At 73.4% G+C, this 21,785-nt stretch carries 21 protein-coding genes; 7 read left to right on the top strand and 14 right to left on the bottom strand.

Annotated elements, in window-relative coordinates:
• Positions 1-29: 29 nt before the first annotated feature.
• The 4 genes from AFM16_RS14095 to AFM16_RS14080 form a co-directional block, all read right to left on the bottom strand.
• Positions 30-1,241, bottom strand: coding sequence for an ROK family transcriptional regulator (locus tag AFM16_RS14095; protein WP_030779613.1), 1,212 nt, complete (start codon positions 1,239-1,241; stop codon positions 30-32).
• Between the two features lie 255 nt (positions 1,242-1,496).
• A complete protein-coding gene (locus AFM16_RS14090) occupies positions 1,497-2,330 on the bottom strand; it encodes a hypothetical protein (RefSeq protein ID WP_078633517.1) in 834 nt (277 codons plus the stop codon).
• A gap of 137 nt (positions 2,331-2,467) precedes the next feature.
• Positions 2,468-3,094, bottom strand: a complete 627-nt coding sequence (locus tag AFM16_RS14085; protein ID WP_078633516.1) for a Uma2 family endonuclease — start codon at positions 3,092-3,094, stop codon at positions 2,468-2,470.
• A gap of 343 nt (positions 3,095-3,437) precedes the next feature.
• Positions 3,438-4,532, bottom strand: coding sequence for a mechanosensitive ion channel family protein (locus AFM16_RS14080; RefSeq protein ID WP_078633515.1), 1,095 nt, complete (start codon positions 4,530-4,532; stop codon positions 3,438-3,440).
• 323 nt (positions 4,533-4,855) lie between these two features.
• Between AFM16_RS14080 and AFM16_RS14075 the strand changes: the two genes are divergently transcribed.
• A complete protein-coding gene (locus AFM16_RS14075; protein WP_030779604.1) occupies positions 4,856-5,392 on the top strand; it encodes an HNH endonuclease in 537 nt (178 codons plus the stop codon).
• A gap of 88 nt (positions 5,393-5,480) precedes the next feature.
• Here the strand turns inward: AFM16_RS14075 and AFM16_RS14070 are convergent, their stop codons facing one another.
• Genes AFM16_RS14070 through AFM16_RS14050 form a run of 5 tightly spaced genes read right to left on the bottom strand, consistent with a single transcriptional unit; the run spans position 5,481 to position 10,021 of the window.
• Positions 5,481-6,119 (bottom strand): hypothetical protein, encoded by a 639-nt coding sequence (locus AFM16_RS14070; RefSeq protein ID WP_051780051.1) that lies wholly within the window; start codon positions 6,117-6,119, stop codon positions 5,481-5,483.
• A complete protein-coding gene (locus AFM16_RS14065) occupies positions 6,116-7,441 on the bottom strand; it encodes a hypothetical protein (RefSeq protein ID WP_078633514.1) in 1,326 nt (441 codons plus the stop codon). The genes AFM16_RS14070 and AFM16_RS14065 overlap by 4 nt, the downstream gene beginning before the upstream one ends.
• Positions 7,438-8,253 (bottom strand): ABC transporter ATP-binding protein, encoded by an 816-nt coding sequence (locus AFM16_RS14060; RefSeq protein WP_179123277.1) that lies wholly within the window; start codon positions 8,251-8,253, stop codon positions 7,438-7,440. Before AFM16_RS14060 ends, AFM16_RS14065 begins: the two co-directional genes overlap by 4 nt.
• Positions 8,250-9,365, bottom strand: coding sequence for a zf-HC2 domain-containing protein (locus AFM16_RS14055; protein ID WP_078633512.1), 1,116 nt, complete (start codon positions 9,363-9,365; stop codon positions 8,250-8,252). Before AFM16_RS14055 ends, AFM16_RS14060 begins: the two co-directional genes overlap by 4 nt.
• Positions 9,362-10,021, bottom strand: a complete 660-nt coding sequence (locus tag AFM16_RS14050; RefSeq protein ID WP_078633511.1) for an RNA polymerase sigma factor — start codon at positions 10,019-10,021, stop codon at positions 9,362-9,364. Before AFM16_RS14050 ends, AFM16_RS14055 begins: the two co-directional genes overlap by 4 nt.
• Before the next feature lie 221 nt (positions 10,022-10,242).
• Here AFM16_RS14050 and AFM16_RS14045 point away from each other — a divergent pair, with 221 nt between their 5' ends.
• The 3 genes from AFM16_RS14045 to AFM16_RS14035 all read left to right on the top strand — a co-directional run bounded on the left by AFM16_RS14045 (position 10,243) and on the right by AFM16_RS14035 (position 12,904).
• Positions 10,243-10,449: a hypothetical protein gene (locus tag AFM16_RS14045; protein ID WP_266543053.1), complete on the top strand. Its 207-nt coding sequence runs from the start codon at positions 10,243-10,245 to the stop codon at positions 10,447-10,449.
• Positions 10,450-12,549: a 4-alpha-glucanotransferase gene (gene malQ / locus AFM16_RS14040; RefSeq protein WP_078633510.1), complete on the top strand. Its 2,100-nt coding sequence runs from the start codon at positions 10,450-10,452 to the stop codon at positions 12,547-12,549.
• 97 nt (positions 12,550-12,646) lie between these two features.
• On the top strand, positions 12,647-12,904 hold the full coding sequence (locus AFM16_RS14035) for a hypothetical protein (protein WP_030779586.1): 258 nt from the start codon (positions 12,647-12,649) through the stop codon (positions 12,902-12,904).
• A gap of 100 nt (positions 12,905-13,004) precedes the next feature.
• On the opposite strand, the gene AFM16_RS14030 is transcribed toward AFM16_RS14035, so the two are convergent.
• Both AFM16_RS14030 and AFM16_RS14025 read right to left on the bottom strand, forming a co-directional pair.
• Positions 13,005-13,796: a GntR family transcriptional regulator gene (locus AFM16_RS14030; RefSeq protein WP_078633509.1), complete on the bottom strand. Its 792-nt coding sequence runs from the start codon at positions 13,794-13,796 to the stop codon at positions 13,005-13,007.
• The gene (locus tag AFM16_RS14025; protein ID WP_078633508.1) at positions 13,793-14,335 is read right to left on the bottom strand and encodes a GntR family transcriptional regulator; all 543 of its coding nucleotides are present in this window, start codon (positions 14,333-14,335) and stop codon (positions 13,793-13,795) included. Before AFM16_RS14025 ends, AFM16_RS14030 begins: the two co-directional genes overlap by 4 nt.
• A gap of 125 nt (positions 14,336-14,460) precedes the next feature.
• Between AFM16_RS14025 and AFM16_RS40465 the strand changes: the two genes are divergently transcribed.
• Entirely contained in the window at positions 14,461-15,330 is an 870-nt protein-coding gene (locus AFM16_RS40465) for a DUF6415 family natural product biosynthesis protein (RefSeq protein ID WP_306293471.1), read from the top strand.
• Here the strand turns inward: AFM16_RS40465 and AFM16_RS14015 are convergent.
• Positions 15,315-15,887 carry a TetR/AcrR family transcriptional regulator gene (locus tag AFM16_RS14015; RefSeq protein WP_078633507.1) on the bottom strand — a complete coding sequence of 191 codons (573 nt, stop codon included), beginning with the start codon at positions 15,885-15,887 and terminating at the stop codon, positions 15,315-15,317. The genes AFM16_RS40465 and AFM16_RS14015 overlap by 16 nt on opposite strands.
• Before the next feature lie 128 nt (positions 15,888-16,015).
• Between AFM16_RS14015 and AFM16_RS14010 the strand changes: the two genes are divergently transcribed.
• Positions 16,016-17,464 (top strand): FAD-dependent monooxygenase, encoded by a 1,449-nt coding sequence (locus AFM16_RS14010; protein WP_078633506.1) that lies wholly within the window; start codon positions 16,016-16,018, stop codon positions 17,462-17,464.
• A 20-nt stretch (positions 17,465-17,484) separates the two neighbouring features.
• Here AFM16_RS14010 and AFM16_RS14005 read toward each other — a convergent pair whose 3' ends face one another.
• The gene (locus AFM16_RS14005) at positions 17,485-18,015 is read right to left on the bottom strand and encodes a MarR family winged helix-turn-helix transcriptional regulator (RefSeq protein WP_078633505.1); all 531 of its coding nucleotides are present in this window, start codon (positions 18,013-18,015) and stop codon (positions 17,485-17,487) included.
• 78 nt (positions 18,016-18,093) lie between these two features.
• Here AFM16_RS14005 and AFM16_RS14000 point away from each other — a divergent pair, with 78 nt between their 5' ends.
• Positions 18,094-19,020: an EamA family transporter gene (locus AFM16_RS14000; RefSeq protein WP_051780027.1), complete on the top strand. Its 927-nt coding sequence runs from the start codon at positions 18,094-18,096 to the stop codon at positions 19,018-19,020.
• 97 nt (positions 19,021-19,117) lie between these two features.
• Here AFM16_RS14000 and pepN read toward each other — a convergent pair whose 3' ends face one another.
• The gene (pepN, locus tag AFM16_RS13995; RefSeq protein ID WP_030779565.1) at positions 19,118-21,694 is read right to left on the bottom strand and encodes an aminopeptidase N; all 2,577 of its coding nucleotides are present in this window, start codon (positions 21,692-21,694) and stop codon (positions 19,118-19,120) included.
• Positions 21,695-21,785 lie beyond the last annotated feature (91 nt).

Genomic DNA, 21,785 nt, shown 5'->3' with positions numbered 1-21,785 from the left:
GGGGTGCTTGCGGGGTGCTTGCGGGTGCGTCAGCGCGAGGTGTCGAAGACCTCGTCGCGGGTGGCCGCCAGCGCGCTCTCCAGCGCGCCGCGCAGGACGGGGTGTTCGGTGACGTCGCCCAGGACCAGCTTGGGCCGGGACGCGGCGAGGTCCGCGAGTTCGGCCTCGACGAGCGCGCGGAGCGTCTCGCCGCCGGCCGTCAGGGCGGTGCCGCTGAGGACGACGAGTTCGGGGTCGAGCACGGAGACCAGCGAGGCGAGACCGGTGGCCAGCCGGGTCGCGTACGTCTCCAGAAGCAGCCGGTGCAGGACGGTGTCCTCGGCGGCGGCCCGTTCGAGGAGGGTGGCGGCGGCTTCGGTGTAGGGCCCGGAGGGGACGTCGTTCATCCCGATCTCGCGGGCCAGCCGGGGCAGCGCCTGGGAGCCGGCCAGCTCCTGGAAGCCGCCACTGTTGGCTTTCCTCACCTGCCGGACCAGCGGTGCGCCGGGAACCGGAAGGAAACCTACTTCTCCCGCGCCGCCGGTCCAGCCGCGGTGCAGCCGGCCGCCGAGCACGAGGGCGGCGCCGAGACCGCCCTCGTTCCACAGCAGGACGAAGTCCTCGTGGCCGCGGGCCGCGCCGAGCCGTTGTTCGGCGACGGCGACGAGGTTGACGTCGTTCTCGTACTCCACCGGCATCGGCAGTGCCGCCGCGAGGTCGTCGAGCAGTGCGGGCGCGTGCCAGCCGGGGAGGTGGGAGGCGTAGCGCAGCCGGCCGGTGGTGGGGTCGAAGGCGCCCGGGGTGGCGACGACGAGCCGGCGCACGTCGTCGCGGGTGAGGCCGGCGGCCTTGACCGCGCCGTCGAGCGCGTCGGTGACCTGCCGTACGACGGCCCCCGCGGCCTTTCTGGCGGGCGTGGCCACCTCGTAGGTGCCGACGGTCCGGCCGGTGAGGTCGGCGACGGCGGCGAGGACGCGCTCGGGGGTGACGTCGAGTCCGGCGGCGTATCCGGCGGCCGGGTTGACCCCGTAGAGCTGGGCGTTGGGTCCGGGGCGGCCCTCGGTGGTGCCGGTGGCCAGGACCAGGCCCGCCGCCTCCAGCCGGGCGAGGAGCTGGGAGGCGGTCGGCTTGGACAGGCCGGTGAGCTTGCCGATGCGGGTGCGGGACAGTGGGCCGTGCGCGAGCAGGAGGTCGAGGGCGGTGCGGTCGTTCATGGCGCGCAGGACGCGCGGGGTGCCCGGCGTACCGGCGGTTCCTGCCATGGGTCGACACCTGCCTCTCTGAACGGCACAGCCTGTCAGTGACGCGGGAGGCGAGTCCACTTCGGGTTCACCCTCGGCCACTGTTAGGAAAGTTTCCTATCGGCTGTCAGGGAAGGTAAGCCCGACGCGAAGGGGCCGTCAAGGGCCGGCCGGACGGAGAGGGCCGGAAAACGAAAAACCCGCCCTCCGCGCCGGGAGGCGCGGGGGCGGGGCGGCAGGCCGGTCGGCTGTCCGGCTGTCCGGCTGTTCTGCGGGCTACTTCACCACGACGGAGTCGCCGACGGCCGACTTGGCGGCCGTGGTGGAGGTGCCGGCGAAGACGAAGCGGTAGGCGCCGCTCTTCGTCGCCTTCGTGGTGGTGGACAGGGCGCCGCCGGTGCCGGTGGTGACCGTCTTCACCGCCTTGTAGGTGCTGGTGCCCTTGGCCTTGAACTGGAGGGTCACCTTCTGGCCCCGGTAGCCGGTGTAGGTGCCGGAACCCCAGTTGGCGCGGGTCAGCTTGCCCTTGACCGTGAGCGTCTTTCCGGCGCGCGCGGGCTCCGGGGAGGCGTTGACGGTCAGCTTGGCGGCGCGCTGGACCTTCGCGGTGCCGAGCCCGCCCCACAGCGAGAAGCCGTACTCGACGCTGATGTGGTCGTCGGACTCGTCCAGCTCCTGGTCGAGGTGGCCGTAGAACCCGCCGGCCTTCCAGGTGCCGGCGTCCGCGGAGTCGTAGAGGCTCTCCCACGGGTCCACGACCAGGGTCTCCTTGCACGACTGGGTCACCGTGGTCGCGGTGGTGGCCGTCGTCGTGCAGACCGGCGCGGCGTCCGGCTCGATCGAGTTCTCCTGCTCCTTCAGCGAACCGCGGTAGAGCATCACGCCCGCGAAGTTCGACTTGTAGTCGATCGTCAGATCGGCGGGCCGGGTCAGCGTGTACGTGACCGGCACCTTCACCTCGGCGGTGGTGCCGACGACGATCGGCTTGCCCTTGTTGACCGTCACCTTGGTGAACGTCAGCGCCGGCGCGGCGGCCTGCGCGGCGGGCGCGGCCAGACCCCCCAGAGCCAGGGCGCCGGACACGACGGCACCGATGGCGAGCTTCCTCATGTATCCCCACATTCGCCCCGAACCCCTGGGCATTCCGCTCCAGAACAAGGGCCCGGTACACGGGCGACGATAGGGGGTGGGTGTGACGTGGGGGAATGGCGGGGTGGCTGTGAAGATCGTCTGCGGTCGGACGGTTCTCAGACGTCGGCGTCGAGGAACGCGGCCGTGTCCAGGGTCGGGTACGGCGCCGGGAGGGGCAGCGGGTCGCCGAGATCGACCTTGGTGTCGGTGGCGTAGTAGGCGTCGGTGGGGTCGTCGCCGGGGAGGACGGGGTCCCCGTAGCAGTGGGCTGTCCCTGCGTGGCGGTCGATGAGGACATAGAGGGGGATGCCGGCGGCGGCGTAGGTGCGGAGCTTGGCCCCGGTGTCGGTCTCGTGGTTGCCGGACGTGACCTCGCCCACGAGGGCGATCATGTCGACGGGGTACCAGCCCTTGTGGGCCTTGCGGTACGACTCGTCCAGTTCGGTCGGCCTGCGGCGGCGGACGTAGAAGTCCGGGACGAGCAGACTCATGGTCGAGCCGTCCGGGTGCGCGGCACGGTAGCCATTGCCCATGCCCACGAGGTGGAATCCCGACATCCGGAACTGAAAGGCCAGCTCGAGTGTGCCGTGGTTGTGCTGGTCGTCCGGCTGCGGCGGCACGATGACCGTCCCCTCGACGTACTCCGGTCGGATCGGCATCGGCGACGCCTCTTCGATCGCGTTCAACAGGTCGATGGGGTCCACGTGCGTCATGACCGTCTCCAAGATCGGCTCGGCGCTCATCGCTGGTCTCCTCGTCACGCTGGTGCCAGGCTAGGGCCTTTCTTTCGGATCTGGCCGGCTTCGAGCGACGGTGCGTCTCGGCGGGCCCGAGCGGGGTCTGGTGCGTGCAGCTGCAAGGCGGAGGAGGGCGGCAACGCGGAGCGTTGACAACCGACGACAACGCCGCAGATGTGCGTGCCAGGGCCCGCGACCCCCGGCAAGATCCGAAAGAGAGGCCCTGAGCCCGCGCCGGGTGCCCCGGGCAGAACGATGGGGCACCCGGCGCCTGTGCGGCGTCGAATGCCCCCGGTCGTTCACTCGAACGAGTGTGCTGAAACCGTTCGCCTGCCGGCTCGTCCCCGGGTCACCGGGCCCGCGGGGCCGGCGGCGTGGGGGTGAGCGGCGTCGCCGCCTGGGCCTGGGGGGACGTTGTGTTGGCGTAGACCGAGGGGGCCGCGATCGACTCCGACGGGTCGATGATTTCTTCCTCCGCCGGGGCCGTCGCGCCGCCGACGATGTCGATGTCCGCCGCGTCGAAGGCGCGCTTGATGCGCCAGCGCAGTTCGCGTTCGACGGAGAGGGACTTGCCGGGCATGGTCTTCGCCGCGACCCGGACCACCATCGAGTCCAGCAGCACGCTGTCCAGGCCGAGCACCTCGATCGGGCTCCACAGCAGCTCGTTCCAGGGCTCTTCCTTGCTCATCTTCTCGGCGACCTCGGTCAGCGTGGCCTTCACCCGGTCGAGGTCCTCGGACGCCCGGACGGTGACGTCGACCCCGGCCGTCGCCCAGCCCTGCGAGAGGTTGCCGATCCGCTTGACCTCGCCGTTGCGGACGTACCAGATCTCGCCGTTCGCGCCGCGCAGCTTCGTCACGCGCAGCCCCACCTCGATGACCTCACCGGTGGCCACGCCCGCGTCGATCTGGTCGCCGACGCCGTACTGGTCCTCCAGGATCATGAACACGCCGGACAGGAAGTCCGTCACCAGGTTGCGCGCGCCGAAACCGATCGCCACACCCGCGACACCGGCGGACGCCAGCAGCGGCGCGAGGTTGATCTCGAAGGCCGACAGCGCCATCAGCGCCGCCGTGCCCAGGATCACGAAGCTCGCCACCGACCGCAGCACCGAGCCGATCGCCTGCGACCGCTGCCGGCGCCGCTCGGCGTTGACCAGCAGCCCGCCCAGCGTGGTGCCCTCGACCGACTCGGTGGTGCGGTTCATCCGGTCTATGAGCTTGGTGATCGCCCGCAGCACGAACTTCCTCAGCACCACCGCGATCAGCAGGATCAGCAGCACCCGCAGACCGATCGCCAGCCAGGTCGACCAGTTCTGCTCGACCCAACTGGCCGCGTTCCCCGCACGCTCCTGGGCGTCCTGGAGACTCGGGACCGTGACGGTCGGCGACTCCGAGGGCGTCGGCGACGGATCTGCGGCGAGCAGCACGGCGGACAAGGACACGGCAGGTACCTCCAGGTGCAGCGGCCCACGTCCGGTGCGGCGGTCAACGTCTGCAAGTTCTTCAAGGTCACGAAAAGGTCACCGGACGGGCAGCACCACCACACTAACGGGGCATTGTGTGTGCTTCGGCAGGATGCGGGAAGGAGAGACGGTCCTCACCCGCGCTTGAACAGGCCACGCCCCGGGGGACACATCAGGGTGTGGTCGAAAACACTCCCAGCCCGTTACCGGGACATGGTGGCGCGTCCACCAGGCAAGAGGGGAGACTGACCTCAGATCGTCCCGGCGCGAGCCACGCGCCGCCGACGCCCAAGGAGGCATCCGTGCCGCATGTCCTGGTCCTGAACGCGTCGTACGAGCCGCTCGGCGTCGTACCGCTCCGCCGCGCACTCGTCCTCGTCCTGGAGAACAAGGCTGTCTCCCTGGAGGAATCGGGCGCCTTCATGCACAGCGCGACCGTCACAGTCCCCGCACCCAGCGTGGTCCGGCTCAAGCGATTCGTCCGGGTTCCCTACCGGGGCCCCGTTCCTCTCACCCGCCGCGCCCTGTTCGCGCGCGACGGAGGCCGGTGCATGTATTGCGGTGGCGTCGCAACCAGCGTCGACCACGTCGTTCCACGCAGTCGCGGGGGCCAGCACGTGTGGGACAACGTCGTGGCGTCCTGCCGTCGCTGCAACCACGTCAAGGCCGACCGCCATCTCGTCGAGATCGGCTGGCGGCTGCGGCACAAACCCGCTCCGCCCACCGGCCTGGCCTGGCGCATCATCGGCACCGGCCACCGGGACCCGCGCTGGCTGCCGTACTTGCAGCCGTACGGCGCGGACGACGCCCTGGCCCGGATCGACGGCATCTCCGCCTGACGATCCGGGCTTCTTCATGCCCCGTGGCACCACCGGCCCACCCGAACGGGCCGACGGCACCGGCTGCCGCGGGGCCCTTCGGGACGCGTCAGCTCCGGCCGGTCCCCGGCCGCGTCCCCCGTACGACGTACAGGGCCACCCCCAGCGCGAACGCGCCCCCGGCCGCCGCCCACGCCCCCGCCGCGGCCGCTGGCTGCACCGGCCACGCCCACACCGTGACCGCGTGCCCGCGCACCCCGTGCGACGCCAGGTACACCGCCCCGACGTAGCCGAACGCCGGCAGCCAGCTCAGCCGGGCGCCCAGCAGGGCCGCCGCGGCCGCCGTCACCCCGGTGCAGCCCAGCAGGTTGCGGACCACGGCCGCCGGGCCGAAGTCGGGCGGCCCGCCGCGCACGGCGAGCGGCAGCACCGCCGCCGCCAGCGCGGTCAGCGCGAGCAGATGGGCCAGCCGCCGCGGCCACCAGGGCCGTACGGCGGTGCGGTCCAGTTCCTCGGACGCGGTGTGCAGACCGGTCCCGATCACGGCGGCGGCCAGCAGCGGCGCCAGCGCCACGATCGGCAGCCTGCGCTGCGGGTCGAGATAGGTGTCCATCCGGTCCGCCGCCCACACGGCGAACGCCGCGGTGGCGGCGAGCGCGGCCACCGTGGCGGGGACGGCGCGGGAGCGGGCGTACAGCAGAGTGCCGTGCGCCGCACTGGACCGGGCCTTCGGTGGTGGTTCGTTCACAGCGCCGGCACCCCCGTCGCGTCGCAGGACCCCGCCGTCGCGAAGTACGCCGACAGCCATGTCCGCCGCTCGTCCTCGCCCATCGCCGCGAGCCGCGCGCGGGCGGCCGTCCGGGCGCGCAGGCCGGCCCGGTGCTCCTCGTCGCCCCGCGCGTCCAGCGCGTCGAAGTGCGCCTGCGCCGGGCTCGGCGCGAGGAGGTTCTCTACGGCGTCGTCCGCGAGGTCCACCCGTGGGTCGAGCGTGTCGCAGTCGCCCCGGCGCTGGAGCGCCGCCACCGCCTCCCACGCGTACCGCTCCGGATCGGTCAGCCGCCCCCGTACGAGCGACCGGCCGAACGGTGTCAGCATCGGCAGTTCCGCCTCGTCGGCCCGTGGCTCCCCGGCCCGGTCCTCGAACCGCACCGGCAGGTTCCGCACCCCGCGCAGCCGCCCGGTGATCCCCGAGAGAGCCTCCGTGACCTGCGGCAACAGCTCGCCGTAGCGGGCGTTCACACATACCTGCGGGGTCGTCGAGGTGTCGCAGACCTGGCGGTGGGCGACCGGGTCCGGCCGCCACAGGCCGTCGCCCGCGCCGACCAGCAGCCCGCCCGCCACGACCGCCGCCGTCAGCGGCAGCAGGGCGGTGTACCGCCGCCGGGCCGCGTACGCCAGGACGGCCGCCGCCGCGAGCCCCGCCGTCCACCCGGCCGTCGCCACCGGCTGCCAGCCCACCGGCACCTCGCGGACGGAGACCGGCAGGGCCGGGTTCAGGAACCGGCCCGCGCCGTCGCCCGCCGTCGCCGACACGCCCAGCACGGCGTACCCGGCCATGGCCAGCAGCGGCGGGGCCGGGCGCCAGGCCGTCAGCCGCCCCACCACCTGCCCCGCGACCGCCGCGGCGACGAGCGCCACCACGTCCGCCGGCAGCAGCGCGAGACGCGGCCCGTCACCCCGGGCGTACGGCCAGGTCGCGAGCAGCGCGCCGGCCGCCGCGACCAGGTATCCCGCGGCCACCCACAGCGCGAGCGGCAGCGCCGACACCAGGAACCCGGCCAGCGGCGACCGTACGGCCGTGGCCCACAGCTCCTCCGTACGACGCCGGCGCTCCCGCCCGCCCTGTCGGCAGCCGGCCGCCGCCGCGAGGGGGAGGAGGATCAGCAGCGCGTCGTGCAGGACGCCCCGGGTCTCCGCCCAGCCGCCCTGCCAGCGGTCGGCCGAACCGGCCAGGAGCACGGCCACGGTCAGCAGGACGGCGAGCCCGGCCAGGGGTGGGAAGCCGCGCAGGGTCTCGGTGCGCAGGGGATGCCTTGCCGGTGCCGGGCGTACCGGGTCCAGGAGGCTCATCGCGCCGCCACCGTCCCGGCGCGGTGGGCCCGCTCGGCGCGGTGGGCCCGCAGTGCCGCCGTGTAGCCGCGCTCGATCGGGTTGTCGCCGACGCCGTCCGCCCCGGCCTCCTCGCCGAGAGCGCTCAGTGCGTCCGGCGTACCGCGGTAGGCGACCCGGCCCCCGTCCAGCAGGGTGACCTCGGTGCAGGCGGCGGCCACGTCCTCCACCAGGTGGGTGGAGACGACGACCGTCGCCCGCGTGCCCAGCTCCCTCAGCAGCGCGCGGAACTCCACCCGCTGCTCCGGATCGAGCCCGGCGGTCGGCTCGTCGAGGAGCAGGATCTCGGGGTCGTTGACGACGGCCTGTGCGATGCCGACCCGGCGGACCATGCCGCCGGACAGCGTGCGCACCTTCGCGTCGGCGCGTTCCGTCAGGCCGACGCGGTCCACCGCGCGGGCCACGGCCGCCGGGGTGTCCGCCGCGGGCACCTCCTTCAGCCAGGCCATGTACGCGACGAACTCGCGGACCGTGAAGCCGGGGTAGTGGCCGAACTCCTGCGGCAGATAGCCGAGCCGGGCCCGCACCGGGCCGCGCCGGCGCGGGTCGCCGACGTCCTCGCCGAGCATCTCCACCCGGCCGGCGTCCGGTCGCGCGACCGTGGCGAGCACCCTGATCAGGGACGTCTTCCCGGCGCCGTTCGGACCGAGCAGCCCGTGCACACCCCGGCCGAGGGTGAGGTCCACCCCGTCGAGGGCGACGGTCCGGCGGTGCCGGACGCGCAGACCGGTCACTCGTATCGTGCTCAAGGGAACTCCTGGGGAAGGGGTCATCGCTGCTCCAGCCGGTCGTAGGCGGAGCGGCGGACGGCGAGCAGGGCGGCGCTGAGTACGGCGGCGGCCGCCCACGCGCTCTGCGCGAGCGGGCCGTCGAGGCAGCGGGAGAGCTGTTCGGCGAGGCGACCGGCGAGGGGCTCCGCGAGAGTCCCCGCGAGGGTCTCCGCAGGGGTCTCCGCGGGGGTGGTGAGGCCGGCCGGTGGCGTTCCGCCGGAGCCGGTGAGCGCCGGGACGAGCACCGCCGCGAGCCAGCCGCCGCCGGTCACCGCGGTCGCGGCCCGCAGACCGACGTACCCGGCCAGAGCCAGCGCGGCCAGGGTCAGGGCGAGGCCCGGGAGCAGCCAGGCGGCCGCGTTCGGGGTGCCGGGGGCGGGCAGCAGCAGACCGGTGAGGGTCAGCAGCGGCAGGCTGACGGCGAGCACGGCGGCCGTCCGCGTCAGCATCAGCCGCAGTCCGCCGGACGGGGTCGAGGCGACGAGTTCGTACAGCGGATCGGCGTGCCGGCCGTAGGACAGGGCGACCCCGGCGACCGGGACGACCGGCGCGATCGCCAGCAGCAGCGGCCGCGTCCCGTCGACACCGGCGCCGTACGCCAGCCCGACGGCCCCGACCGCCACCGCGACGACGGCGACCAGCCAGCCGCCGCGCACGGCGGGCCCGGCGGCCCAGAGGACGCGGAGCAGGGGGGAGAGCCGGGGGCGGTCGGTGCCGGTGCCGGTGCCGGTGCCGGTGCTTGTGCGGGAGGACCAGATGCGGGCGCCGTGGGTGCGGGGTCCGTGGGTGCGGGGTGCGGGGACCGGGGCCGGGACCGGGGCGGGGGCGGGGGGCGTGACGGGTACGGCGTCGCGCGCCGTCGCCCGCTCCTGTGCACCGGTCTCCACCCCGGTCTCCACCCTCGCCGTCACGTCGGCCTCCACCCTCGCCCACACCTCCGCCAGGACCGCCGCCGTCGCCGGGGCGGTCGTCGTGACGGCGCGGGAGACGAGGGCCGCGCAGGTGCCGCAGTGCTCCAGGTGCTTCTCCAGGGACCAGGCCGCGGACTCCGGCAGGGTGCCGTCGGCGTAGCGGGCGGCCAGGCCGTCGGTGGCGTGCCAGGGGGACTCGCTCATGCCGGGCCTCCTGCCGGACGGGGGTGCAGCGGGCCGGTGTTCACCGGGCCGGGGTTCAACTGGGCGAGGGCCGCGCGCAGTTCGGCGCGGGCCCGCATCGCGCGGGTCTTGACGGTGCCCTCGGGGATGCCGAGCAGCCGGGCCGCCTCCCGGGTGGTGAGCCCGTCGACGACGGTGGCCCGCAGCACCTCCCGCAACTCGGGCGAGATCCGGCCGAGTGCGGTGCCGACGTCGCCGAACTCCAGCCCGGCCAGCACCCGTTCCTCGGCGGACTCGACGGACTCGACGGACCGGACGGACCGGACGGACCGGACGGACCGGACGGACCGGCTTGGGACCGGCCGCGAGGCCGGTGCCGTCTCGACCCGCGCGACCCGTTCCTGGGCGCGCCGCGCGTCGACCAGCCGTCGGGCGGCGATGGTCCACAGCCAGCCGCCCGCCTCACCGCCGCCGTGTCCGCCCGCCGACCGCCACACGGTCACGAAGGTGTCCTGCACCACCTCGCGGACCACCTCGGCGTCGGCGCAGCGCCGGGTCAGCCGCGCGTGCAACCACCCCGCGTGCCGTTCGTACAACGTGGCCAGGGCGCTCGCGTCCCCGTCCGCCACGGCCCGCAGCAGCGCCGCGTCCGTGTCGTTCTCCCCGTGGCCCCTCATGGGGCGGAACCGTCTCACACCCTCTCTGTCGGACGGCCGCGCGCCGACGGTTCACGGGCCGGGGGCGAGGCCGGCCGATAGGGTGCGGTCTGTTCCGTACGGGAGGAATGTCGAGGTGGGGAATGTGGCGAGATGTGCGGTGTCCGTGCCCCGGACGTCTGTCGTCGCGTCCGCTGGGTAGGGCTGCGGGAGAGCCGTCCCCCACGCGACGAGGAGCCACCGTGATCGCACCGGCCCACTGCAAACGCCCGGCGGAGCCGTCCGCCGCCCTCGAAGTCCCCTTCCCCGAAACCCACTTGTCCGCGTACGGCGCCGAGGGCACCGTGGTCGAGGCGCCGCTCACCAGTGAGCCGCCGCTGCCCGACGCCGAGCCGCTCACCAGCGAACCGCCGCTCGCCGCGGCGGACTCCGACTTCACGAGGCCGTAGATGACCGTCCCCCTCGGCGAGGAACTCGCCCGGCTTGCCGCGCTGCACGGTGTGGCCGTCTCCTACCAGCCCTCCCCGGACCGTACGGTCACCGCCTCGGCGGCCGCCGTCACCCGGGTCCTGGCCGCGCTCGGTGTCGACGCGAGCGGCCCGGAGGCGGTGCGGGCCGCGCTCGCCGCACGGGAGGCGGACCTGCGGGAGCGGCTGCTGCCGCCGACGGTGGTGTGCTGGAGCGGCAGCCCCTGCGAGCCGCTCGCCGCCCTCCCCGAGGGGACAGTCCTGCGGATCGAGACCGAGCAGGGTGAGATCCGGGAGGTCCAGGACGGCCAGGACGCGCAGGCCGGGGTGGAGGGCCTCCCGCACGGCGTCCACCTGCTGACCGCCACCGCCCCCGCCTCCGACGGCCGCACCGCGCGGGCCCACCTCGTCGTGGCCCCGCCCCGGCTGCCCACGCCGCCGGGACGCTCGTACGGACTCCTCGTGCAGCTCTACTCCCTGCTGTCCCGGCGTTCCTGGGGCATGGGCGATCTGGGGGACCTGGGGGAGCTGGCCGGCTGGGCCGGGCGGACGCTGGGGGCCGGGTTCGTGCAGGTCAACCCGTTGCACGCGGCCGTGCCCGGTGCGCCGACCGATCCGTCGCCGTACCGGCCGTCGTCCCGCCGTTTCCCCGACCCGGTCCACCTGCGGGTGGAGGACGTGCCCGAGTTCGCGTACGCCGACGACGACACGCGTGCCCTGCTGGAACGGGCCGCGCGGCTGCGCGAGGCGGTGCTGGACAAGGGCGAGCTGATCGACCGGGACGCCGTGTGGGCGCTGAAGCGGGAGGCGCTGGAGCTGCTCGCCAGGGTGCCGCTCGGTCCCGGCCGCCGCGCCGCCTACGACGATTTCCTCGCCGAGCAGGGCCGGGCCCTGGAGGACCACGCGACGTGGTGCGCGCTGGCGGAGGTGCACGGCGGCGAGTGGAGCCGCTGGCCGGAGGGGCTGCGCGACCCCCGGTCGGCGGAGACCGCGCGGGCCCGCCGGGAACTGACGGACCGCGTCGACTTCCACTCCCGCCTCGCCTGGCTCACCGACACCCAGCTCGCCGCCGCGCAGCGCGCCGCGCGCGAGGCGGGCATGCCGGTCGGGATCGTGCACGACCTGGCGGTCGGCGTGCATCCGGGGGGCGCGGACGCCTGGGCGCAGCAGGAGTACTTCGCCGCGGGGATGTCGGTCGGCGCCCCGCCGGACGCGTTCAACGCGCGCGGCCAGGACTGGGGCCTGCCGCCCTGGCGCCCGGACCGGCTCGCCGCCTCCGGCTACGCCCCGTACCGGCGGCTGCTCCAGGGCCTGTTCCGGTACGCCGGCGCGCTGCGCATCGACCATGTCATGGGCCTGTTCCGGCTCTGGTGGATCCCCCAGGGGGAACCCCCTACGGAGGGCGCGTACGTCCGCTACGACGCCGAGGCCATGCTCGCCGTCCTGGTGCTGGAGGCGTCGCGGGCGGGCGCGGTGGTGATCGGCGAGGACCTCGGCACCGTCGAGCCCGGAGTGCGGGAGGCGCTGCGCGAGCGCGGGGTGCTGGGCACGTCCGTGCTGTGGTTCGAGCGGGACTGGGCCGGCGACGGCGGCCCGCTGCCCCCGGAGAGCTGGCGCGCCGACTGCCTGGCCACCGCCACCACCCACGACCTGCCGTCCACAGCCGCCCGGCTCACCGGCGAGCACGTCGAACTCCGCGACCGGCTGGGCCTGCTGACCCGGCCGGCGGCGACGGAACGGGCCGAGGCGGCGGCGGACACGGCGGAGTGGCTGGCGCTGCTGACGAGCCTCGGGCTGCTGGGCGAGGGCGCGGGCGCGGGTGATCCCGCCTCCGAGGAGGCCGAGGTCCAGGCCGTCCACCGCTTCCTGGGCCGCACCCCGGCCCGCATGATCGGCGTCTGGCTCCCGGACGGCGTCGGCGACCGCCGCCCGCAGAACCTCCCCGGCACCTGGGACCAGTACCCGAACTGGCGCCTGCCGATCGCCGACGCGCACGGCCGCCCGGTGCCCCTGGAGGACCTGACGTCCTCCCCACGACTGCGCGCCCTGGTAGAGGTCCTACGGGAGGCACCCCCGGGCTAGCCACACACCCCCGACGGGACAACCCCGTACCCCCGACCGACCCCGTACGGGGCACCCCGGGCGCGCGGCTCCCCCGGGCGTTCGCTACGTTTGCCCTGTGGACAAGAAGAACGCCCTGCGCGCCGGCGCCCTGGCCGCCGGTACGACGCTGATGATGCTGCTCATGTCGTCCCCCGCGCTCGCGCTGACCCGCGACGACGGCGACGACCCCGGCCCGGGCCTGAACGTGGCCGAGACGCTGGGCCTCTACGTCTTTGCCCCGATCGTGCTCTTCGCGGTCATCACCGGCCTGGTGATGGTCCTCGACAAGTCCAACCCGGCCCTCCGCGTTATCAAGCCCAAGCCGAAGGCCTGACGCCTCCCAGCCACACAGAACGCCACCCCGACCGCAGCACGGCGGCCGGGGTGGCGTCTTTGTCGTGTGACCGGGTCGGGGGCCTTCGCCCGGGCCCGGGTCATTCAGGGACGAAGTCGTATTGCAGTTCGTACAGGTGACCCGCCTTGACCATGACGGTCGCCTCGATGGGACGGTCGTCGTCGCTGTACACGACGCGCAGCGTGCGCAGCACCGGTAGGTCGGTGGGCAGCCTCAGCGCCTGGTACTGCTCCTGCGTGGGCACCCTGGCGGAGACCCGATCCGTGCTGAGCCGCGGCGGGAAACCGAGTTCGGCGAGCAGCGCGGGCGTGCCGCCCCGGATCTTCCGCTTCTCCGCGACGGCGGTTCCCCGGGCGACGGCCGTCGGATAGTACGACTTCACCAGCTCGACGGGTTCACCGTCCACGGAGAGGATCTGATGGCGCAGGACCGCCGTCTCGTCCTCGGCGAGGCGCAGCGCGGCCGCGACGTCGGCGGAAGGCCGGACCTCCCGCACGTCGAGCAGCGTGCTCTGGGCCCGCGCGCCGAGCTTCGCGGCCTCGGCCAGCCAGCGGTACGGCTCGCCCGGGGCGGACGGCGCCAGGTAGGCGGCCGGGCGAACGGTCCGCTGCCGGTGGTCCCGCACGGTGACCGACGCCCCGGCGCGACCTACGACCAGCCGCTCGTCCTTGAGGACCTGGAGCGCCTTCTGGATGGTGGCGTTGGCGGCCTCGAACCTCGCCTTGAGCTGGGCGGTCGAGGGCAGAGGCGCACCGGGAGCCAGGTCGCCGCTCATGATCTCGTCGCGCAGGTCCGCGGCGATCCGCTCGTGAAGCGAACGCCGGTCCGGAGCGTCGTCGGGGGAGGGGGTGTCGGTGGTGTGCACGGTCATCCGATCCGGATCTCGTAGCGCAGTTTCTGCCGCCGGGCGGGCATCACCATGAGGTCGGCCTGGAAGGGCCTGTCCGCGCTGTCCAACGTGACCCTGCTGAGCCGGAGCACCGGCTCGTCCGCGCCCAGGCGCAGCACTTCGCGCTCCTCGGCGTCGGGCATGCGTGCCGTCACGTCCTCCCGCACCCGCACGCCGACGTGCCCCAGCGCTGCGAGGGCGGACACAGCCCCGCCCGGGATCCTGCCCCGCTCGGCGAGCCGGGTGCCGCGCGCGATGTCGACCGGATAGTAGGTGTCCGTCAACTCGCAGGGCTCGCCGTCGAACTCGATGATCCGGCGACGTACGACGACAGGGTCGCCCGCGGACAGACCGAGCAGGCCGGCCACCTCGTCCGGCGCGGCCACCTCACCGGCGTGGACGATGCGCTGACCGCCCTTGCCACCCCGGGCGGCCGCCTCGGCACCCCAGGCGTCCTGCTGTCCCCGCTCCCGTGGGACCAGATACGGCATCGAGGTGCTGACCCACGTCTCGTCGCTCATGGTGTCTCCTCCACGCGATGGCCGACCTTGCCGCTTTACACGTTAGGCGACCTGCGCGGGCGGGCAGATGCCGGGTGACCTTTCTACTATTCGCGAATAGCGATATGGTGCACGGAGTGTCGCCTGTGAAGAAGGTGGTTCGGTTCGTGATGCCTCAGTCGCGACAACATCGGTTTCCGCGAGCCCGCAGCTCCGTGGGTGCCGCGCGTGCCCTGGCCGTTCGATGGCTGGCGGGCTGGGGGTACGTCGAGCGGCTGGAGGACATCCGGCTGTGTGTCTCCGAACTTGCCGCCAACGCCGTGCTGCACGGTGTCCCGCCGGGGCGCGAGTTCTCGTTGGAGGTCGATGCGGACGGCCCGCTGCTCCGGATCGGGGTGCGCGACAGCGGTGGCAGCCTGCCCGAGGTGGCTCAGGCCGATGTCGACATGTGCTCCGGCCGGGGACTTCGCCTTGTGGCTGCTCTCGCCGACGACTTCGGCGTGACCGCGCACCGTCCGGGCAAAACGGTCTGGGTTGCGTTCAAGGCCGGATGCCCGAGGCCGTTGGTGAACGAGGGAATCGAGGGGGCTTCCCGACGGCAGTCCGAGGCTTGGAGGGGCGTAGGAGCGGCGGGCGCCCATGGCTCCGAAGGGGAGGCGGCGCGGTCGGTCACGCCCATGGTGCGTGCCGCCGCCTCCTGGTTTCTGGCTCAGCAGGCACTGCCCCGTCATCAGACGGTGAAGCTCCTCGACGGGGACTTCAGGGCGCACCTGGCCTTTCTGATGCCGCAGATCGAGCGGCTGGTCGCCGAGGCGCCCGGGGGTGGTGTGCGGGCAACGCTCGCGCTGGCCGGGGTCGAGGAGGCTCGTAGGCGGCTGGCCGTGCCCGAGCAGCCCGGGTTGCGGGGGGAGGTGGAGCGAGTGCGGTGGCTGGCTCGGTCCGTCATGGTGCTGCGCGACCACCATGACGCGTTGACCTGTGGATCCCCCTTGATCGACGGTCAAGCCGCCGGATGAGGGGCTGTCAGGTAGCGGTGGATCGTGGGGGAGAGCCAGGCGGTCAGTTCCTCGCGGGGGAGGGTCACCACCGGGGGGAGGCGGAGGATGTAGCGGGTGAGGGCCAGGCCGAGGAGCTGGGTGGCGCACAGGGCCGCTCGGGTGCCGGACTGTTCGGGGTCGGGGCAGACCGCTCGGGCCGTGGGCAGGAGCTGGTCGCGGAAGATCGTCTGCATGCGGGCGGCGCCGGCCTCGTTGGTCACGCCGACCCGGAGGAGCGCGGTGAGCACCTCGTTCTCCTCCCACATGTCCAGGAAGTGGGTGACCAGGGCGCGGCCGACCTCGTCCCGGGGGAGCGTGGTGAGGTCGGGGAGTTTCAGGTCGACGGCGACCGCCGCCGCGAACAGGCCCTCCTTGTTGCCGTAGTAGCGCATGACCATGGAGGGGTCGATGCCCGCGTCCTTGGCGACGGCGCGGATGGTGGTCCGTTCGTAGCCGTCGGCGGCGAAGCGTTCGCGGGCGGCGGTGCGGATCGCGTCGCGGGTGGCCTCGGAGCGGCGGGTGCCTGTGCCAGTCATGTCCACAAGCGTAGGCCAACGAGCGTTTGCCAACAAGTGTTGACCCTCGCGGGGAGCCGTGCCTATCGTTGCCTACATGCGTTGGCCAACATGTGTTGGCCTACGAGCGTTGGCGTAAGGAGGCCACCATGAACGGCACCACCGCCCACCCCGTGATCGTCGTCGGCTCCGGGCCCACCGGACTGCTGCTCGCCGGTGATCTCGCCGTCGCCGGTGTCCCCGTCACCCTTGTCGAGAAGCGCCCGCACCGCGTCAGCAACCTCTCCCGCGCCTTCGTCCTGCACGCCCGCACCCTGGAGCAGCTCGACGCCCGCGGTCTCGCCGACGAGCTCGAAACAGCAGGCCGCACCCTCGACCGGCTCCGGCTCTTCGGGCGGCTCACCATCGCCCTCGACACCCTCCCCTCCCGCTTCAACCACCTCCTCGTCATCCCGCAGTACGAGGTGGAGAAGGCCCTCCACCGGCGGGCCGAGCAGGCCGGGGTGCGCTTCCGCTACGAGTCCGAGGTCACCGGGCTGGCCCAGGACGCGGACGGCGTGACGGTCACCGTCCGCACCGCCGACGGGACCGACGAGGAGCTGTGCGCCGCGTACGCCGTCGGCACCGACGGCATGCGCAGCGCCGTACGGGACGCGATCGGGCTGCCCTTCCCGGGCCGTTCGGTGATCCGCTCCGTCGTCCTCGCGGACGTCCGGCTCGCGGAGGAACCCGAGTCGCTGCTCACCGTCAACACCGCGGGCGACGCCTTCGCCTTCCTCGCGCCCTTCGGCGACGGCTACCACCGTGTGATCGCCTGGAACCGCGCCCGCGACGTCCCCGACAGCGAGCCCCTCGCCCTCGACGAGGTCAAGGAGGTCACCCGCCTCGCCCTCGGCCGGGACTACGGGATGTACGACGCCCGCTGGATGTCCCGCTTCCACAGCGACGAACGCCAGGCCCCCGCCTACCGGGTGGGCCGCGTCTTCCTGGCCGGCGACGCCGCGCACGTGCACACCCCCGCCGGTGGCCAGGGCATGAACACCGGCCTCCAGGACGCGGCCAACCTGAGCTGGAAGCTCGCCCAGGTCCTGCACGGCCACGCGCGCCCCGACCTGCTCGACAGCTACCAGGACGAACGGCACCCCGTCGGCAGGTCGGTGCTCCGCAGCAGCGGCGGCATCGTCCGCCTCGCCATGGCCAAGCGGCCCGCCACCCTGGCCCTGCGCGCCGCCCTCACCACGCTCATCGGCGTCGCCGCCCCCGCCCGCCGCCGCGCGATCGGCCGGATCACCGGCATCGGCTTCCGCTACCCCGCCCCGCGCGGCGCGCACCGCCTCACCGGCACCCGCGTCCCGGACGTCGCCCTGGCCGGGGGCGGCCGCCTCCACGAGGCCCTGCGCGGCGGCAAGTTCGTGCTGATCACCCCGGGGGACCACGCAGGGGCGGGCGCCGACCGTGAGGGCCGCCTCGCCGTGGAACGCTGGGCGGGCGACCGCCGTACGGTCCTCCTCGTGCGGCCCGACGGATACGTCGCCTGGGCGGCGGACGGTGCCGATGCGAAGGCCGTCGACGCGGCCCTCTCGGCGCACGTCGGCTGACACGCAAAAGGCGCCGCCGCCTACCCCTCCGCCGTCTCCGTCGCGAACAGCACCTCCCGCAGCAGGTCGGCCAGTTGGGCGGCGCGCTCCGGGGTGAGGGCCGCCGACAGGGCCTGGGTCTGGGCGGCGAGGCCGGCGCCGACCGCGCGGTCGACCAGGGTCAGCCCCTCGTCGGTCAGCGTCACCCGCAGTCCCCGCCGGTCGTGCGGATCGGGGGAGCGGCGCAGCAGTCCCGCCCGCTCCAGTTTGTCGAGCCGGCCGGTCATCCCGCCGGTGGTGAGCATCAGCGTGGCGGAGAGCTGACGGGGCGAGAGGGTGTAGGGCTCGCCGGACCGGCGCAGGGTGGCCAGGACGTCGAACTCGCCCCGCGCCAGGCCGAGATGGCTGTACGCCCGTTCCGAACGGTCGCCCACCGCCCGCGAGATCCGGTGGATCCGGCCGAAGACCTCCATGGCGGCGGTGTCGAGATCGGGCCGGACCTCCGCCCACTGCTCGATGATCGCGTCGACCGGGTCCTTGCGCGGCGGCTGCTGCGGCTGCGTGGTGCTCATGGGGTGAGTATCCGGCCGTGTCCGGTCGTCCGCAAGAAAGTGGCTTGCAGGTAAGTTGCTTAGAGGTAAGCTAAATGCATGCAGAGGATCACGACCGTCCTGCTCACCGCCCTCGCCCCCGTCTCCTGGGGCACCACCTACGCCGTCACCACCGAGTTCCTGCCGCCCGACCGCCCCCTGTTCACCGGTCTGATGCGCGCCCTGCCCGCCGGACTGCTGCTGCTCGCCCTCGGCCGGGTGCTGCCGCGCGGCCTCTGGTGGGGCAAGGCGGCGCTGCTCGGGGCGCTGAACATCGGCGCCTTCTTCCCCCTGCTGTTCCTCTCCGCGTACCGGCTGCCCGGTGGCATGGCGGCGGTCGTCGGCTCGGTCGGACCCCTGTTCGTCGTCGGTCTCTCGGCCCTGCTCCTCGGGCAGCGGCCGACCGCGCGGACCCTGCTGGCCGGGGTGGTCGCCGCGTCCGGGGTCAGCCTGGTCGTCCTGAAGGCGGCCGGCGCGCTGGACGGGCTCGGCGTGCTGGCCGCGCTCGGCTCCACGGCCTCCATGTCGGCCGGTGTCGTCCTGACCAAGAAGTGGGGCCGGCCCGAGGGCGTCGGCCCGCTGGCCCTCGCCGGCTGGCAGCTCACCGCGGGCGGGCTGCTGATCGCGCCCGTCGCGTTCCTCGCCGAGGGCGCCCCGCCCGCCCTGGACGGCCGGGCCGCCGCCGGGTACCTCTATCTGGCGCTGGCCAACACCGCGGTGTCGTACTGGCTCTGGTTCCGCGGCATAGGCCGTCTCACCGCCACCCAGGTCACCTTCCTCGGCCCGCTCTCCCCGCTCACCGCGGCCGTCGTCGGCTGGGCCGCCCTCGGCGAGGCGCTGACCCCGCTCCAGCTCACGGGCATGGCGCTGGCCTTCGTGGCGACGGTCGCGGGCCAGCTCCGCGCGGGCGGCGCCGCCGCGGCGCCCGTACGACCGTCACCCCGCAGGGGCACGAGCGAACGCCCGCACCGCGACCCGGTCGCCTGAGACCGGCCCCGCACGCAGGCACAAAGCAGGGGGCGCCCGGCATCAACCCGAGCGCCCCCGCCACCGCAACCGCTACGGCAACCGCTACCGCAAGCAACTACCGCGCGTCCGCCTCCTGCGCCCGCAGCGCCCGCTCCACGCCCGCGCGGGCCTCGGAGACCAGGCGGCGCAGGGCCGCGTTCGGCTCGGCGGAGGCCAGCCAGGCGTCCGTCTTGTCCAGGGTCTCCCGGGAGACCTGGACCGCCGGGTAGAGGCCGATCGCGATCTGCTGGGCGATCTCGTGCGAGCGGCTGTCCCAGACGTCCTTGACGACCTCGAAGTACCGGTCCGTGTACGCCGCCAGCAGCTCACGCTGGTCGGTCTGCACGAAACCGCCGATCACGGCCTCCTGGAGGGCGTTGGGCAGCTTGTCGTCCTCGACGACCGACGCCCACGCCTCCGCCTTGGCCTCCGGCGTCGGGCGCGCGGCCCGGGCGGTGGCCGCGTGCCGCTCACCGGCCGCCGTCTTGTCGCGCTCGTACTCGGCGGTGATCTCCGCCTCGTCGAACCGGCCGACCGCCGCGAGGCGCTGCACGAACGCCCAGCGCAGCTCGGTGTCGACGGCCAGGCCCTCGATGGTCTGCGAGCCGTCGAGCAGGGCGTCCAGCAGGTCGAGCTGCTCCGGCGTGCGGGCGGTGGCCGCGAACGCGCGGGCCCAGGCGAGCTGGTGGTCGCTGCCCGCCTCGGCGGACCGCAGATGCGCCAGCGTGGCGTCGGTCCAGCGGGTCAGCAGGGCCTCGCGGGCGGTCGGGTCGGCGTACAGGTCGATGGCCAGCTTGACCTGACGGTGCAGCGACTGCACCACGCCGATGTCGGACTCCTTGCCGATGCCCGACAGCACCAGGGACAGGTAGTCGCGGGCCGGCAGTTCGGCGTCCCGCGTCATGTCCCAGGCCGACGCCCAGCACAGCGCGCGCGGCAGGGAGGACTCGAAGTCGCCGAGGTGCTCGGTGACGAAGGCGAGGGACCGCTCGTCGAGGCGGACCTTGGCGTACGACAGGTCGTCGTCGTTGAGCAGCACGACGTCCGGGCGGCGGGTGCCGACGAGCTGCGGGACGTCCGTCAGCTCGCCGTCGACGTCGAGTTCGAGGCGCTCGCGGCGGACCAGCTTGCCGCTCTCCCCGTCGAGGTCGTAGAGGCCGACGGCGATACGGTGCGGACGCAGCGTCGGCGCGCCCTTGGCGCCGGCGGGCAGGGCCGGGGCCTCCTGGCGGATCGCGAAGGACGTGATCACCCCGGACCCGTCCTCGCCGTCCGTCGCGATCTCCGGCCGCAGGATGTTGATGCCGGCCGTCTCCAGCCATGCCTTCGACCAGGACTTCAGATCGCGGCCCGAGGTCTCCTCCAGCGCGCCGAGCAGGTCGGACAGGCGCGTGTTGCCGAAGGCGTGCGCCTTGAAGTACGCCTGGACGCCCTTGAAGAACTCGTCCATGCCGACATAGGCGACGAGCTGCTTGAGGACGGACGCGCCCTTGGCGTAGGTGATGCCGTCGAAGTTGACCAGGACGTCGTCCAGGTCACGGATCTCCGCCATGATCGGGTGGGTGGACGGGAGCTGGTCCTGCCGGTAGGCCCACGTCTTCATGGAATTGGCGAACGTGGTCCACGAGTGCGGCCAGCGCGACTGCGGGTGGTACGCCTGGCAGGCGATGGAGGTGTAGGTGGCGAACGACTCGTTCAGCCACAGGTCGTTCCACCACTCCATGGTGACCAGGTCGCCGAACCACATGTGGGCCAGCTCGTGCAGGATGGTCTCGGCGCGCAGCTCGTACGACGCGTCCGTCACCTTCGACCGGAACACGTACTGGTCGCGGATGGTCACCGCGCCCGCGTTCTCCATCGCGCCCGCGTTGAACTCCGGCACGAAGAGCTGGTCGTACTTCTCGAACGGGTACGCGTAGTCGAACTTCTCCTGGAACCAGTCGAAGCCCTGCCGGGTGACCTCGAAGATCGCGTCCGAGTCGAGGAACTCGGCGAGCGAGGGACGGCAGTAGATGCCGAGCGGGACGCTCTGCCCGTCCTTCTCGTACACGCTGTGCACGGAGTGGTACGGACCGACGATCAGCGCGGTGATGTACGTGGAGATCCGCGGCGTCGGCTCGAACACCCAGACGTCGTCGGTGGGTTCGGGCGTCGGCGAGTTGGAGATGACGGTCCAGCCGGACGGCGCCTTCACCGTGAACTGGAAGGTGGCCTTCAGATCCGGCTGCTCGAAGGACGCGAACACCCGACGGGCGTCCGGCACCTCGAACTGCGTGTACAGATAAGCCTGTTCGTCGACCGGGTCGACGAACCGGTGCAGACCCTCGCCGGTGTTGGTGTACGCGCAGTCGGCCACGACCCGCAGGACGTTACGCCCGTGCAGCAGGCCCGGCAGCGCGATCCGGGAGTCCTTGAACACCTCGGCCGGGTCGAGCGCGTCGCCGTTGAGCGTCACCTCGTGGACCGCCGGGGCCACCAGGTCGATGAAGGACTCGGCGTTCTCCTCGGCGACGTCGAAGCGCACCGTGGTCACGGACCGGTAGGTACCGCCCTCCTGCGCGCCGGAGAGGTCGAGATCGATCTCGTACGAGTCAACGGTGAGCAGCGACGCCCGCTGCTGCGCCTCTTCGCGAGTCAGGTTTGTGCCAGGCACGCGGTCATCTCCTCGTTTATGTGTGGGTTGCGCCATCCTTCCACGGGTCGGCCGCCGGGGGCGACGACGTTACGGCGGGCCGGTGTCCGCT

This window comes from Streptomyces antibioticus (assembly GCF_002019855.1).
In the GTDB taxonomy this organism is placed as follows: Bacteria; Actinomycetota; Actinomycetes; order Streptomycetales; family Streptomycetaceae; genus Streptomyces; species Streptomyces antibioticus_B.
This window is presented reverse-complemented; position numbering and strand designations above follow the sequence as displayed.

Excerpts from the sequence above, each read along its gene's own strand:
- AFM16_RS14095 (WP_030779613.1), bottom strand. The coding sequence starts at position 1,241 with ATGGCAGGAACCGCCGGTACGCCGGGCACCCCGCGCGTCCTGCGCGCC.
- AFM16_RS14090 (WP_078633517.1), bottom strand. The coding sequence starts at position 2,330 with ATGAGGAAGCTCGCCATCGGTGCCGTCGTGTCCGGCGCCCTGGCTCTG.
- AFM16_RS14085 (WP_078633516.1), bottom strand. The coding sequence starts at position 3,094 with ATGAGCGCCGAGCCGATCTTGGAGACGGTCATGACGCACGTGGACCCC.
- AFM16_RS14065 (WP_078633514.1), bottom strand. The coding sequence starts at position 7,441 with ATGAGCCTCCTGGACCCGGTACGCCCGGCACCGGCAAGGCATCCCCTG.
- AFM16_RS14060 (WP_179123277.1), bottom strand. The coding sequence starts at position 8,253 with ATGACCCCTTCCCCAGGAGTTCCCTTGAGCACGATACGAGTGACCGGT.
- AFM16_RS14055 (WP_078633512.1), bottom strand. The coding sequence starts at position 9,365 with ATGAGCGAGTCCCCCTGGCACGCCACCGACGGCCTGGCCGCCCGCTAC.
- AFM16_RS14050 (WP_078633511.1), bottom strand. The coding sequence starts at position 10,021 with ATGAGGGGCCACGGGGAGAACGACACGGACGCGGCGCTGCTGCGGGCC.
- malQ (WP_078633510.1), top strand. The coding sequence starts at position 10,450 with ATGACCGTCCCCCTCGGCGAGGAACTCGCCCGGCTTGCCGCGCTGCAC.
- AFM16_RS14030 (WP_078633509.1), bottom strand. The coding sequence starts at position 13,796 with ATGACCGTGCACACCACCGACACCCCCTCCCCCGACGACGCTCCGGAC.
- AFM16_RS14025 (WP_078633508.1), bottom strand. The coding sequence starts at position 14,335 with ATGAGCGACGAGACGTGGGTCAGCACCTCGATGCCGTATCTGGTCCCA.
- AFM16_RS14015 (WP_078633507.1), bottom strand. The coding sequence starts at position 15,887 with ATGACTGGCACAGGCACCCGCCGCTCCGAGGCCACCCGCGACGCGATC.
- AFM16_RS14010 (WP_078633506.1), top strand. The coding sequence starts at position 16,016 with ATGAACGGCACCACCGCCCACCCCGTGATCGTCGTCGGCTCCGGGCCC.
- AFM16_RS14005 (WP_078633505.1), bottom strand. The coding sequence starts at position 18,015 with ATGAGCACCACGCAGCCGCAGCAGCCGCCGCGCAAGGACCCGGTCGAC.
- AFM16_RS14000 (WP_051780027.1), top strand. The coding sequence starts at position 18,094 with ATGCAGAGGATCACGACCGTCCTGCTCACCGCCCTCGCCCCCGTCTCC.